This window comes from Virgibacillus sp. LDC1, assembly GCF_025792345.1.
In the GTDB taxonomy this organism is placed as follows: Bacteria; Bacillota; Bacilli; order Paenibacillales; family Paenibacillaceae; genus Paenibacillus_AQ; species Paenibacillus_AQ lautus.
Map to the genome: position 1 here is coordinate 551,160 of NZ_JAOXLZ010000005.1, position 14,245 is coordinate 565,404.

12 protein-coding genes are annotated in these 14,245 nt (G+C 50.8%); 10 read left to right on the forward strand and 2 right to left on the reverse strand.

All coding sequences use genetic code 11. The features are described from left to right. Positions 1–55 precede the first annotated feature (55 nt). The 5 genes from OHJ21_RS27015 to pepT all read left to right on the forward strand — a co-directional run bounded on the left by OHJ21_RS27015 (position 56) and on the right by pepT (position 5,887). On the forward strand, positions 56–2,026 hold the full coding sequence (locus tag OHJ21_RS27015) for a tetratricopeptide repeat protein (RefSeq protein ID WP_486021631.1): 1,971 nt from the start codon (positions 56–58) through the stop codon (positions 2,024–2,026). A gap of 141 nt (positions 2,027–2,167) precedes the next feature. Beyond that, positions 2,168–2,917, forward strand: coding sequence for a methionine ABC transporter ATP-binding protein (locus OHJ21_RS27020; RefSeq protein ID WP_100540682.1), 750 nt, complete (start codon positions 2,168–2,170; stop codon positions 2,915–2,917). Between the two features lie 4 nt (positions 2,918–2,921). Next, complete coding sequence (locus OHJ21_RS27025) at positions 2,922–3,620, forward strand: methionine ABC transporter permease (RefSeq protein ID WP_100540683.1); 699 nt, start codon at positions 2,922–2,924, stop codon at positions 3,618–3,620. Positions 3,621–3,675: 55 nt separating this feature from the next. Then, complete coding sequence (locus tag OHJ21_RS27030; protein ID WP_100540684.1) at positions 3,676–4,512, forward strand: MetQ/NlpA family ABC transporter substrate-binding protein; 837 nt, start codon at positions 3,676–3,678, stop codon at positions 4,510–4,512. Between the two features lie 142 nt (positions 4,513–4,654). After that, positions 4,655–5,887, forward strand: coding sequence for a peptidase T (gene pepT / locus OHJ21_RS27035; protein WP_100540685.1), 1,233 nt, complete (start codon positions 4,655–4,657; stop codon positions 5,885–5,887). Positions 5,888–5,972: 85 nt separating this feature from the next. Here pepT and OHJ21_RS27040 read toward each other — a convergent pair whose 3' ends face one another. Then, the gene (locus OHJ21_RS27040) at positions 5,973–6,866 is read right to left on the reverse strand and encodes a helix-turn-helix transcriptional regulator (protein WP_326117180.1); all 894 of its coding nucleotides are present in this window, start codon (positions 6,864–6,866) and stop codon (positions 5,973–5,975) included. 193 nt (positions 6,867–7,059) lie between these two features. Between OHJ21_RS27040 and melA the strand changes: the two genes are divergently transcribed. Further along, entirely contained in the window at positions 7,060–8,358 is a 1,299-nt protein-coding gene (gene melA, locus OHJ21_RS27045) for an alpha-galactosidase (protein ID WP_486021632.1), read from the forward strand. Between the two features lie 197 nt (positions 8,359–8,555). Then, positions 8,556–8,903: a hypothetical protein gene (locus OHJ21_RS27050; protein WP_100540688.1), complete on the forward strand. Its 348-nt coding sequence runs from the start codon at positions 8,556–8,558 to the stop codon at positions 8,901–8,903. A gap of 68 nt (positions 8,904–8,971) precedes the next feature. On the opposite strand, the gene OHJ21_RS27055 is transcribed toward OHJ21_RS27050, so the two are convergent. Next, positions 8,972–10,279: a HAMP domain-containing sensor histidine kinase gene (locus tag OHJ21_RS27055; protein ID WP_326117475.1), complete on the reverse strand. Its 1,308-nt coding sequence runs from the start codon at positions 10,277–10,279 to the stop codon at positions 8,972–8,974. Positions 10,280–10,474: 195 nt separating this feature from the next. Here OHJ21_RS27055 and OHJ21_RS27060 point away from each other — a divergent pair, with 195 nt between their 5' ends. The 3 genes from OHJ21_RS27060 to OHJ21_RS27070 all read left to right on the forward strand — a co-directional run bounded on the left by OHJ21_RS27060 (position 10,475) and on the right by OHJ21_RS27070 (position 14,245). Then, complete coding sequence (locus OHJ21_RS27060; RefSeq protein ID WP_394058513.1) at positions 10,475–12,292, forward strand: ABC transporter substrate-binding protein; 1,818 nt, start codon at positions 10,475–10,477, stop codon at positions 12,290–12,292. Between the two features lie 104 nt (positions 12,293–12,396). Then, the gene (locus tag OHJ21_RS27065; RefSeq protein ID WP_113056503.1) at positions 12,397–13,407 is read left to right on the forward strand and encodes an ABC transporter permease; all 1,011 of its coding nucleotides are present in this window, start codon (positions 12,397–12,399) and stop codon (positions 13,405–13,407) included. Between the two features lies 1 nt (position 13,408). Then, positions 13,409–14,245 (forward strand): ABC transporter permease, encoded by an 837-nt coding sequence (locus OHJ21_RS27070; RefSeq protein WP_071223543.1) that lies wholly within the window; start codon positions 13,409–13,411, stop codon positions 14,243–14,245.

Here is a 14,245-nt window from a genome sequence, read left to right on the forward strand (position 1 = left end):
CTGCTCTAATCATACGAGCCCAAGAATAACATCTACATACAAAGGATGAGCCACCATGAAGTTGATGAAGCGGATCTGGTTCCGTATCGGTAACCATTACAGGAAGAAGCGGGATTTTGCACAAGCCCTTAAATATATGAGAAAAGGCGAAAGTGCCATTACCAGTTTCAATGATAAGCTGCACTATGCGGAACTGCTGCACAACAGCGGCCATTCGGAAGAGGCCGTAGCTTATTTGGGGCGCGTGATCGATACGAGCGGAAGCCATCGCGCTTATGAGCGGCGCGCTCATATTTTGCGTGAGCTGAACCGGGAGCGCGAGGCCATTGAGGATCTGAATGAAGCGATTCGGTTGAATGCCGACAATTATATGAATTGGTATACCCGGGGGATTGCCCACAAAGATTTGAACCAATATGATGAGGCGATCCGGGATTTGAAGGAAAGCATTAAAAGAGAGGACGACAGCACGGTTATTTCGACATACTATGAGCTGGGCATGACCTTTTACGAGAGCGGCAACCCCGCGGAAGCGGCGCATTATTTTCGCCTAAGCATCCGGCGGCCGGAACGCGCCATCCCGATGTATTATTACATGCTGTCCGTATCGCTGGATCTGATGGATCATGTGCAGGAAGCCGTGGGTGTTCTGCAGGAGGGAATCCAGCTGGCCGATCGGTATGAGGCGGAAGCGGATGGAGGATATGCGCTGTTCGCAGGCAGCACCAATTACAGTTATGGGGCATTCCAGACGTTTCAGCGGCAAGTGCGGGAGGCGTATTCCTTTCGGAAAGCCATGGCGGACCTGTACGTGCAGCTTGGGGACATGGGACAGGCCGAGCACTATCTGTCGGAGGCCATTGAGCGGTATCCGGATTCATACGAGCTTTACTTAAAGAGAGCGGAGGTCTTCAACCGGTCCGGAAACAAAAATGCGGCCAAAACGGATTTGGAGTGGGCGATTGAAACGGCGCCGGACGATTACCGGGCGTATTTCGATTTGGCCCGGATCTATCGCGAGGATGGTTTGGAAGAGCAAGCCTACGAGCTGATTTCGAAATTGTATGCAAGACAGCCGGAATCCCCGCTGGCCTGCTATTGGATGGCCGACTGCTACTACCGGCTGGGGCGTCAGGAGGAGGCGCTGGCGATCAATGACAAGCTGCTTAAGCTTGAAAATGATGATGCCCCCAACTATGTGCAGCGCGCCGATATTTATATGGAGATGAATGATCTGCCGTCTGCGGAGCAGGCTCTGAAGGAAGCGGCTGCGCTCCAGGACGGGACCGAGATCCGCAACAAGCTCAGTTACGTGCTCTATCTTCAAGGGCGCAATGAGGAAGCGCTGCTTGAGCTGCAGGAAGCGGTTAAGCAGGAGGAGTCCTTCTCCGAGCATCCGACATACCTGGCGGCCAGCGGTCATATTTACAAGGAGATGGGCATGTGGGATCTCGCCATCGATGCTTATTCCCAGGCGATTCAGGCGCATCCGTCGAATCCGAGATTTTATGAGTTTCGTGCCGTTTGCTTTGTGGAGACCGGACAGCTTGAACGTGGACTAGCGGACTGCGCTCAAGGTCTCAGCTTGAACCCGGGACAAGGAAGCCTGTACAGCCTGCGAAGCGGAATCTATTATACGATGGCGGATTACGCGCAGGCGAAGGAAGATACGCTGCAAGTGCTGGAGCTTTCGCCGGGACATCCGGGCGCTTATTTCAGACTGGGACAGATTTATTACAAGGATCAGGACGAGGATGCGGCATTGGCTGCTTTTGACGAGGTACTGAAGCTGGTTCCCGAGCATGCCGACAGCTATCTGTACAAAGCCCATATCTATTACGGCCAGTTCGAGCATGAGGATGCCATACAGGCGATCGTGAACTGGAGCTTGCATCTTCAGAAGGAGATGTCCCCGGCGGACAAAATCCAAGCCATCGAAGGTTTGGAGGGCTTTGAGGAAGGTGTGCTGGATAAGGCGGTAGAACGGTTAACGGGCATGTATGGGCATCAGCTTTATTTGTCCTGAGGACTTGCACTTTCTGGCAGCGATGAAGTGGTGTCACATTTTGTTTAAAATTATGGTATGATTCAATAGTTGTTGCAGCATAACATGCTCGCAGGCTGTATAGCCAAGCGGGCTTTCTTCATGTGCAAGGAGGGGATTATGATGATCTCACTGCAAGAGGTCAGTAAAAGCTTTGGCAGCGGCAGTGACCGTTATCAGGCGATAGACGCTGTCTCTCTCGATATTGAGGAGGGAAGCATACACGGCATCATCGGCACGAGCGGAGCCGGGAAATCGACGCTGCTGCGCCTCATGAACGTACTGGAGAGACCGGATTCCGGCCGAGTCGTGGTGAATGGTCAGGAGCTGACTTCACTTGGAGGCAGGGAGCTTCGGGAGGCCAGAAGATCGATTGGCATGATCTTTCAGCTGTTCCAGCTGGTCAGCAACCGGACGGTATGGGGCAATGTGTCCATGCCGCTTGAGCTGGCGAAGGTACCGAAGGCCCAGCGGGCGAATCGTGTCCAGGAGGTTCTGCGATTTGTCGGGCTTGAGGATAAAGCGAAGTCGTATCCGGCTCAGCTAAGCGGCGGGCAGAAGCAGCGGGTAGCGATTGCCAGAGCGTTAGCCAATTCGCCGACCGTCTTGTTGTGCGATGAGCCGACCTCTTCTTTGGATCCGCAGACAACTGCAGATATTCTGGAGGTGCTCCGGCATATCAACCGGACGCTGGGGGTAACCATCGTGATCGTTTCCCACGAGATGGACGTGGTGAACGGCATTTGCGACCATGTGTCCGTGATGGAGAACGGGCGTCTGAACAGAACGTACCGTAATCAGCTAAGCGATGGAGAAGCTTCTCGGGGTTCTGGATCTTCAACGGACGGTGCAGGGAAAGTGGGGGATTTTTGATTCCATGAATGATATCATTCCATATTTGAGCGATTATTTCGCCTATGTCCTGCAGTATCAGAATGAAATATGGCGGGCGATTGGCGAGACATTCATCATGGTGGGCATATCGATTGCTGCCGCTATAATACTGGGTCTTCCGGTCGGAACACTTCTCTTTTTGTGCCGAAAAGGCCAGCAGTATGAGAATCGCTTGTTATTCTCCATTCTGAATGCCTTGGTTAACGTCATACGGTCCTTCCCGTTCCTGCTTCTGGTTGTCATGATGATTCCGGTCACGAGGTGGATCGTCGGCACATCCCTTGGGACGCTGGCAGCTGCCGTACCTTTATCCGTCGTTGCGGTGGCTTACTATTCAAGATTGGTAGAGCAATCCTTGCTGGAGGTGCCGAAGGAAGTGATGGAGGCTGCCGCTTCCATGGGGGCATCCACACTCCAGATGATATACAAATTCCTGTATGTGGAGGCCCGTTCGGGTCTTGTGCTTGGGCTGACAACATCCACGATCAGCTTTATCTCGTACTCCACGGTAATGGGCATCGTGGGTGGCGGCGGCGTTGGGGATTTCGCAATCCGCTATGGGTACCAGCGATTTGAGGGAGAGCTTATGTCATTTACGATCATCATTATGATCATTCTGGTACAGTCCATCCAGTTCGGCGGGAACCTGGCATCCAGGCTGTTGGATAAGAGAAAAGTTTAATTATTCTTCTGAAACGTATTTACACAAATTATATTTTACCGGGAGGTAACCAACGATGAATAAGAAATTAATGCTGCTGATGCTGACCCTCTTGCTGGTGCTGGCAGGCTGCGGACAGCAACCTGCCAAGGACAAAGCTCCGGAGAGCGCTGCATCCGATACCACGAAAGAAGTTACATTAAAAGTCGCAACGCTCATTCCGCCAATGACCGAGGTGCTTGACCTGGTGAAGCCGATGCTGAAGGAAGAAGGCATCAATCTGGATATCCAGATTCTGTCCGATAATGTGCAGCCGAACAATGCGCTGGCCCATAAAGAGGTGGATGCAAACTTCTTCCAGCATGTGCCGTACATGGAAGAATACAATGCGAACAACGGGTCGGAGCTGGTTCCGGTCACGCCGATCTATAATGCCGTTTTTGGGGCTTACTCCAAAAAATATAAAAACATTGAAGAGCTTCCGGATGGTGCGACGATAGCGATTCCTAACGACCCTTCCAACATCGGTCGTTCCCTGGTGATGTTCGAGAAGAACGGTCTGCTCAAGCTGAAGGAAGGGGTCGGCATCCATGCGACGCAGGCCGATATTGTGGAGAATCCGCACCAATACAAGTTCACCGAGGTCGATCTGCTGATGCTGGCCCGTACCCTCGACGACGTCGATATGGTTGCCATGACGCCGGCGTATGCGAAACCGCTGGGACTTACCCCTAAGAAAGATGCCCTGGTAACCGAAGGCAACGACTCCGATTTCACCATTACGCTGGTGGCCCGTAAAGATAATGTGGATTCCGAGCCGATTCAGAAGCTTGCCAAGGCGATGACCAGCCCGGAAGTGAAGAAGTTCTTCGAGGAGAACTATTCCGAGATTGCGCTGCCGGCTTTTGAATAAAGCGCGAATTTTATGGTTCGCATAAACCGTTCTCCGAGGTTTTGGGGGAACGGTTTTTTTTGAGCGCGGCCAAATATGGTATACTCTTGATGGATTTGAGAGGTGCATCTTACATACCCATACGTATTGGAGTTGAGAATTTATGAAAAAAGAAGTAATCGACAGACTCATTACCTATGCACAAGTGGATACGCAGTCAGACGAGAATAGTAATACCTGCCCTTCGACACCGGGACAGCTGACGCTGGGTCAGCTGCTGGTGGACGAGCTGAAGGAAATCGGCATGCAGGACGTAACGATGGATGAGAACGGTTATGTGATGGCTACACTTCCGGCAAACTCGGATAAACCAATCCCGACCATCGGCTTTTTGGCACATATCGATACGGCGACCGATTTTACGGGTGCCGGTGTCAAGCCGCAGATTGTCGAACAATATGACGGACAAGACATCATTTTGAACAGAGCACAGAATGTGGTGCTCTCCCCGCGGGATTTTCCGGAGCTGAACGGCTACAAGGGACATACACTCATTACAACGGACGGCACCACCTTGCTTGGAGCTGATGACAAAGCAGGAATTGCCGAGATTATGACAGCTATGAATTACCTGATCCAGCATCCGGAGCTGAAGCACGGTAAAATCCGGGTTGCTTTTACGCCGGACGAGGAGATCGGAAGAGGACCGCACAAGTTCGACGTGGAGGCCTTTGGGGCTAAATACGCGTATACGATGGACGGGGGGCCGCTGGGAGAGCTGCAGTACGAAAGCTTTAATGCGGCAGCGGCGCTTGTAACTTGCAAAGGCAAGAATGTCCATCCCGGAACGGCCAAAGGCAAAATGGTCAACGCGGCGAAAATCGCCATGGAGCTGAACGGTATGCTTCCTGCGGAAGAAGCGCCTGAACATACCGAAGGTTATGAAGGCTTCTATCATCTTACTTCCATCGAGGGCGATGTGGAGCTGACCGAGCTCCGTTATATTATCCGCGATCATGACCGGGAGCTGTTTGAAGGAAGAAAGGCCAAGCTGGCCTCCATCGTAGAGGAGCTTCAAAACAAATATGGAGCCGAGCGAATCATCCTTCAGATGAAAGATCAATACTACAATATGCGCGAAAAAATCGAGCCGGTCAAGGAAGTGGTCGACATCGCCCAGACAGCAATGGAGAAGCTGGGAATCAACCCGATCATCGAACCGATCCGCGGTGGCACCGACGGTTCTCAACTGTCGTACATGGGCCTGCCGACACCCAATATTTTCACGGGCGGGGAGAACTACCACGGGCGGTATGAGTATGTATCGGCCGACAATATGGTATTGGCCGTTCAAACGATTGTTGAGATCGTGCAGCTGTATGAGGCGCAGGCATAAGTTATATCGTTTCAAAAAGGGCTGCCGGCAGGAGTGCCGGCGGCTTTTTCGTCTGCTCTTGTTTGACCCGCATTAGTACCTAGGCCTATATAGATGATGCTTTAGGAGAGCTTTTCTCCAGGCTGTATTTATATTCGCTTGGGGTCATGCCCGTCCATTTGCGGAACTGCTTGGAGAAATAGAGGGCATCATTGAAACCGACGGAGGAGGCAATTTCATGGATGGAGAAGGACGATTTCATGAGCGATTTGGCCTTTTCGATGCGTACCTTCATGAGGTACTGCATGGGGGAGAGGCCCGTATGCTGTTTGAACATCTTGGATAAGTGCGCCCGGTGATAGCCAAGCGCCTTCGCCATCTGATCGATGGAGAGCTGTTGGTGATACTGGGTCGAGATCCATCTCTCGGTCTGCCTTACGCCCCGCTCGATATCAGGCACGTCATTGGAGTTCGACGGAAGATGGTCGCGGTTTAACATCGCCAGCTTATGGAGCAGCAATCGGAGCCACCCGGATGCCTGAAGATCCTCAAGCCAGGGGTGATCCGATTGGTTAAAGCCGATGCGCAGATGACGATACATCTCGGCCAGGGAGCGTAGCTCGGCTTCATCCGTGCAGCGGATAATCGGTCTAGCGGGTGTGACGCCCATATCAGCCAGCAGCAAGTTGGTCCCCTTCTCCTGTAGAGCTACCCAGTTGTAATGCCAGGGATTCCGGTCGTCCGCTTCATAGCTGAAAAGAACGCCGGGAAGGATCACGAAGGTATCGCCTGCCTGGCAATGATGTACGATGCCGGCACACTCAAATATGCCTTGACCTGTCAAGACGGTGTGAATGAGGCAGTAATCATGGATGATGGGCCCGATTTTGTGGCGCGGTATGGGAGTTCCCTCCCCGCTGAACAGGATGTTCAGGTCGTGACCGCCCGGCGAAGGATTCATACCAATCGTGTAGAGTGTATGGTCCGGCAAAATGGACATGCGTTTGGCCCCCCCTTAAACGTGTGCGATATCAATTGATGAAGTGGATGCTGTGTTAGGGTTAGCTTACCTAATGAAACAACAAATGTCCATATCACACTTGTTTTGCTCCATATTCAAAAAAGACCGATTATCATATAGTTAGTCTTGTGAAAGCGTATTAATTTATGGAGTTTAGGGAGGGAATTTATTGATGTCTAAGATTACATTTATCGGAGCAGGAAGTACCGTGTTTGCCAAGAACGTTCTGGGGGATTGCATGCAGACACCGGCTTTGCAGGGGTTTGAACTTGCTTTGTATGATATTGACCCGATCCGTTTGAAAGACTCGGAGAACATGCTGAATAATATAAAGAAAACCAGCGGCAGCACCTGTGTCGTCAAATCATACAGTGACCGCAAGGAGGCTCTTCGCGGAGCACAATATGTCATTAACGCGATTCAGGTTGGGGGCTACGATCCGTGTACGATCACGGACTTCGAGATTCCGAAGAAGTATGGACTCAGACAGACGATTGCCGACACCGTGGGGATCGGCGGGATTTTCCGTAACCTCCGTACCATCCCGGTCATGCTGGATTTCGCAGCTGATATGCGGGAGGTTTGTCCGAACGCATTGTTCCTGAACTATACGAATCCAATGGCCGTGCTGACCAATGCCATGAACACGCTGGGCGGCGTGCAAACCGTAGGTTTGTGCCACAGCGTCCAAGCATGCATTCCGCATTTGTTCGATAATTTGGGAATGGAAAAGGAAGGCGTGCAGGCCAAAATCGCCGGCATCAACCATATGGCATGGCTGCTTGAGGTAACGAAGGACGGCGTGGACCTCTATCCGGAAATTAAGAAGCGTGCGGCCGAGAAGCAGAAGGAGAAGCATCATGATATGGTCCGTCTCGAGATGATGCTAAACTTCGGTTACTACATCACGGAGTCGTCCGAGCATAACGCCGAATACCATCCGTATTTCATCAAGCGTAACTATCCGGAGCTGATTGAGCGCTTTAACATCCCGCTGGATGAATATCCACGTCGCTGCGTGAACCAAATCGAGGGATGGAAGGCAATGCGCGAGGATCTGGTAAACAACCAGGATCTGACGCACAACCGCTCCCATGAATACGCATCCTACATTTTAGAAGCGATCGAGACCAATGTTCCGTTCAAAATCGGCGGCAACGTGATGAATACGGGACTGATCACGAACCTTCCGAAGGAAGCCTGCGTCGAGGTTCCGTGCCTGGTCGATGCCAGCGGCGTAACGCCGACCTATGTCGGCGATCTGCCACCGCAATGTGCTGCGCTGAACCGCACCAACATTAATACCCAGCTGCTGACGCTGGAAGCGGCGGCAACCGGCAAGAAGGAGCATATCTATCATGCAGCGATGCTCGACCCGCATACAGCTTCCGAGTTGTCCATCGATGACATTAAGAGCCTGTGCGACGATCTGATCGAAGCACATGGTGATTGGCTCCCTAAATACCAATAAGTTAAATAGATGGAATAAACGCAAACTCAAGGTGCGAGTAGATTCTCGCTCCTTGAGTTTTTTGTTCGATTTATTCTATCGTTGGTCGCCATGATATAATAAATAAAAATTCGAGGATTAGCCTTATGTTTTAACGACAAAGGCATGGGATCGGAGTTCCTGGATCCCATATGAAACTAGCCGTAAGGGGGCCCGGAATGAAGCTGAGGTTACTCATCAGTCTGCTGTTGCTGCTGTTCTCGGCAGGATGTACCCGGGATGTGTCCGTGTTTGAATCTACAATTTATACACTTGGAGACGACATGATCAACGTTGATTGTTCCGACGAAGTGAACCGTAACCGGAAGAACCACACGGATGAGGGGTATCACTGTGAGGTGCTAGTTACCGAAGCCACTTCCCTGAAGGAAAGTGGGGGAGAAACTATCAAGCTGGAAGAACTAAAGAACGGCGATCTTATCCGGATCACATTAAAAAAGCCGTTGAATATAAGCAAAAACAACAGAAGTTTTGCAGCAAAAGAAATTGTATTACTGCATCAATAAAAGAGAGACGCTCTGGTAACTACAGAAGCGTCTCTCTTTTTTGTTAACGGATGGCATGCGGAAATCATCTATGGATTTATATTGGCATGCGGGAGTGTGATGAGAAACTCGGTCCCTGATCTTGGCGAACTCCGTACCGATACGCTTCCATTCATGGCACGGATGGCTTGATAGGAGAAGGTGAGTCCAAGCCCGGTGCCGCTCATTTTGGTGGAATAGTAGATCGAACCGAGACGGCTCAATTGCTCAGGGGTCATACCGACCCCGTTATCCTTGATTTCGATGGCCACCTGCTCCGCTTCTTCATAGATGGTGATGTGGACCGTACCTCTGTCGACGTCTTTGCTGGCCTCAATCGCATTCTTAATAAAGTTGACCAACAGCTGCTTGAGCTCCGCCGGACTGCCTAAAATGTAGATGGGGAGCTGAGGGTAGTCAGCGCTGAGGGTTACGTTGCTCATATTAGCATATGACGTCATGAGCTCAACGACAGACTTGATCTGGGCGGAGAGCTCGATTCTTTGCTGAAACGGCAAGTGAGGTTTGCTGATCGAGAGGTATTCGGACAAGATTTGCTCGGTCCGGCGAATTTCCTCCATGCTGATTTCCAGAAAACGTTCGGTTTTTTCCTGAGGGAACGTACCGCTCTTAATCAATTGCAGGAATCCAAGCACGGTGGTCAGCGGATTGCGGACCTCATGGGCAAGGGATGCGGCGACATGATTGACGGCTTCGGCTTTCTCATTTTGGATATACCGCAGATAAAGTTCTTTGTCGGATACGGATTTGTTAAACAGGGTCACGAGAAGCCATATCCCGAGCGAGTTATGAACAGGCATAGCTAAAATATTAAATATGATGTAATTCGTGATGTATTCGGGTTTGGTTATATAGAGTACCAGTAGCGGAAGGAAAGAGAAGCTGATACCGGCTATAAAAATGATCCAAAATTTGTGTTTGCTTCGGTGATACAGGAATGACAGCAGAATAGACAGCGGAAAAGTGAAGATCAATATAATGATGGCGTCGATCATGCCGGCTCCGCCAATGTACAGCCGATAAATTAGAAATTCCACAAGCAGAATTACTCCTGTCGTGAACCCTCCAAATAACATGCCGAAGAACATAATGACATACCGTACGTCAAAAATCACCCCGCTTTGAACACTCGAAGCAAAGGTCATGGACAACAGCATGCACAGCGAACAAATAACAATAATGAAATTACGGGAATAGTTGACTGTCAGTTTTCTGTAATAGATGTTGTATGCGACAAAAGGCATCAACGCAAACAAAAGCTGCAGTAAAACATCTTTAATCACAGGCAGTAGGCCCACCCCTTTAAAGGATATCGAATCGTCCGCTAGATTAACCATGTCCATTCAAGTTCGACGTCAAAAACGAAAAATCCTTGAACGTTGAATAAAAATAACAAAATTTATTCGTACTCAGATTGAAACGAGGAACATATAAATCCATCAAGAAAACGCTTGCAGACAATCGATGCACACATGATCCAGACACTCAGCATTTAAGAGACGAACACATTTCCATGAATGGAGGGTTCACAAGTGAAGCTGAAAACCGTTCTGAGACCCATGTTCATTCTTTTGTTGGTCGCGTCTTTTTTTGCTGCCGGATGCCAGAGTGTAACGCCACCGACAGCATCAGATCCGCCGCCTAAAGAAGAGGTAAAGACACCCGGAGGCAGTGATGAGCCTGCACCGCAGGGCGATGCGAAAGCGACGCCGAGAAATGAAACGCTTTACGTGAACGGTTTGCAATGGGGGGCACCTACGAATTTTAACCTGCTTAGCGGAAACCCGGCGTTTCCGATTAACTACGGAAACTCCAGGGAACTCGTCTATGAAACCTTGTTTATGGTCAATCAGCTGACAGGCGAGTTAGAGCCGCTGCTGGGTACCAAGTATGAATGGACCGACGATCTGACCTTGAAGATCGAATTGAACAAGGATGCCAAATGGAGCGACGGCAAGCCGTTCACTTCCGATGACGTCGTCTATACCTACCAGCTCGGCAAAAAGTATGACATCAACTGGAGCAGCTTCTGGACCTACATCGAGGACGTAACGGCAGATGGACCGCAAACGGTGAACATCAAGCTGAATAAAGACAATCCGAACAAATTGACGGTGCTCGACAGCATCGAGGTTATGCCGATGCTGCCCAAGCATGTATGGGAAGAGGTCGAGAAGAAAGCTAATAACGACCTTGCCACCATTCGTAAAGAAGTCAACGAGGACCCGATCGGAACAGGGCCTTACAAAATGTATTTTTACAATGATCAGAAGATCACGATTGTCCGGGACGATAACTATTGGGGTCAGGCGCTCTTTGGCAAGCTGCCGGCTCCCAAATACATTACCCATGTCATCTATAAAGACAATGCAGCGGGTGACCTGGCATTCAAGAGCGGTCAGGTCGACGTATCGCAGCAGTTTATTCCGCAGGTATGGAAAATGTGGGAGGGCGGGGCTCCGGTTAAAACCTATATCAAAGACGCTCCATACTATGTGCCCGGCTCCATGCCATCGATCTTCTTCAACATGTCGAAGGAAGGTCTCAACCATCCGGATGTCAGAAGAGCGATTGCCATGGCGATTGATTACGGCAAAATTTCGGAGCTGGCCATCAGCGGCTACTCGGCTCCAATGGAGCCGTCGTTGACGCTGAATACGGAGGCCGAAGCGAAATATGTAGACCAGGCGGCCATCAAACCGCTACAGTGGACAACGGACGTAGATGCGGCCAATGCACTCCTTGATTCGATCGGCGCCGCGAAGGGAAAAGACGGAATTCGCGTTTTGAACGGAACCCGCCTCGGCCCGTTCGAAATCGAATGTCCATACGGCTGGTCGGATTGGAATGCGGCGCTTGAGATTGTCGCTCAGAACGCGAAGGCCATCGGTATCGAGATTCGAACCAAATTCCCGGAAGCGCCCGTATGGACCAATGATTTACAGACCGGCAAGTTCGATATCATCATGAACACGCCTGCCGGCGGGGTCAGCCCGAGCCAGCCGTGGAACCGTGCCATGACCATCATGTACTCCAAGGGCGTTGCGCCGATGGGCGAAATGGCATTCTACAACTGGGGCCGGTATAAGAACGATCAAGCAGATGCCATCATCGAGAAGATTCCTACAATCACGGACGAAGCTGAATTGAAAGCGCTCTACACCGAATTGACCCAAATCTGGTTGAAGGAGATTCCATCGATTCCGCTCATGTATCGTCCATGGGTATTCGACACCGTCAATGAGTCGGTGTGGAAAGGGTTCCCGACCGAAGGAGACGGCAGCAACATCCCGCCTCAAATTTCGATGGATGGAGCCGGCATCAAGTCGCTGTATCAGATTCATAACTGATGCATATAACTCAATGAACCAAGACCTATATTAGCGGATTTACACCCCTGATATAGGTCTCTTTTCCACCAAATTCGAAGGTGTGATCCATGGGGGTGAGCTGCTTGAGCGTTTACGGAAAATATATCGTCAAGAAGTTCTTCTGGTACTTTCTAACGCTGGTGATTGCCGTCACGCTGAATTTCCTGTTGCCCCGGATGATTGAGGGGAATCCGGTAAGCATGATTGTGTCCGAGATGACGCAGGGGATGACCGACAGCGATACGATCAAACGGGTCTATGAGACGTTTCTCGTTGAGTTCGGAATCGACAAGCCTTTATGGGAGCAGTTCTTCATCTATCTGAAAAATTTGGCGACAGGCAACCTGGGCACTTCATTCGGGCTGTATCCGAAACCGGTAACGGAAATTCTGGCCTCGGCGGTTCCCTGGACGATCGGGCTTCAGCTTCCGGCCATTCTGGTTGGCTGGCTGATCGGGAACGTGCTGGGCGCCGTTGCGGCTTACCGCAAAGGCGTGTTTGATAAAGTGATATTCCCGGTGGCCTTGTTCGTGAATTCCATTCCGTTCTTCACCCTGGCCATTATTATGCTGTATGTGTTCGCCCTGTCCCTGAACTGGTTTCCGCTGCACGGGGGCTACGATTATCAAATGGTGCCGTCACTCAGCTTTGAATTTTTCGCTTCCGTACTTAGGCATCACACGCTTCCATTTCTATCGATCGTGCTGGTTACGATTGGCGGCCAAGCCATTGGCATGCGGGAGATGTCCATCTATGAACTGAATTCGGATTATGTGCTGTACAGCAAACTTCTCGGGATACGGGATTCCAAGATCGCGAGGTATGTATTCCGGAATGCGATGCTGCCCCAGATCACGGGCTTGGCATTATCCATCGGTACGATGGTGGGCGGTTCGCTGATCTGTGAGATCGTATTCAGTTATCCGGGAATCGGAACCTGGATGTTCACGGCGATCCGTCAGCTGGATTATCCGTTAATTTCGGGTTGCACTCTCTTGATCGCCCTGGCTGTGCTGCTGGCCAACTTTACGATTGACCTAATCTACGGCTGGATCGATCCAAGAATCAAGGCCGCTCAGATGGAGGATCAATAATATGAATAGTTCCTTTCGCATATTGATCAAATCGCCAAAGTTTATGTTCGGAGCCTGCATGCTGCTGGCTATGATCGGCATGGTGCTGATCTACCCGCTCTTTAACCGCAATGACCCGCTGGAGATGATCGCACTGGCGTACCAGCCGCCGGATTCGAAGCTGCTGCTGGGGTCGGATAACTTCGGCAGGGATTTATTCCTTGAATTGATCTATGGTATCCGGACCTCCTTGCAGGTCGGGCTGATTGCCGGCGTATTTGCTACCGTGATCGGTCTTGTGATCGGTTTAGCCTCAGGGTACATCGGAGGCATGATCGATAATCTGCTGACCGCGATCACCAACATCTTCATCGTGATACCTTCCTTTGTCATCCTGATTCTGATCTCGGTCAGTATCGATTCGCGCAGCTCGTTTGTTACGGCCGTCATTATCGGCATTACCAGCTGGCCCTGGACGGCCAGGGCCGTACGTGCACAGACATCCTCGCTCCGCAACCGGGATCATGTGAATATCGCGAAAATATCCGGATACAGCACGCCGCGCATTATCATCTCGGAAATTTTGCCGTACATCGCTTCCTACGTTGTCATGGCTTTCGTGCTGCAGACGGCATCGGGCATTCTGTCCGAGGCTTCCATCTCGATGCTGGGGCTGGGACCGTACAACACGATTTCCCTTGGCATTATCATGAACTGGGCACTCGTATTTGAAGCACCCGTTGCCGGCGCGTGGTGGGCCTTCATCCCGGCGGCGATCTCCATCGCCATCATCACCTTCTCCTTGTACATGATGAACACCGGCATGGATGAAATATTCAATCCGAAGATTAGGAGCTGA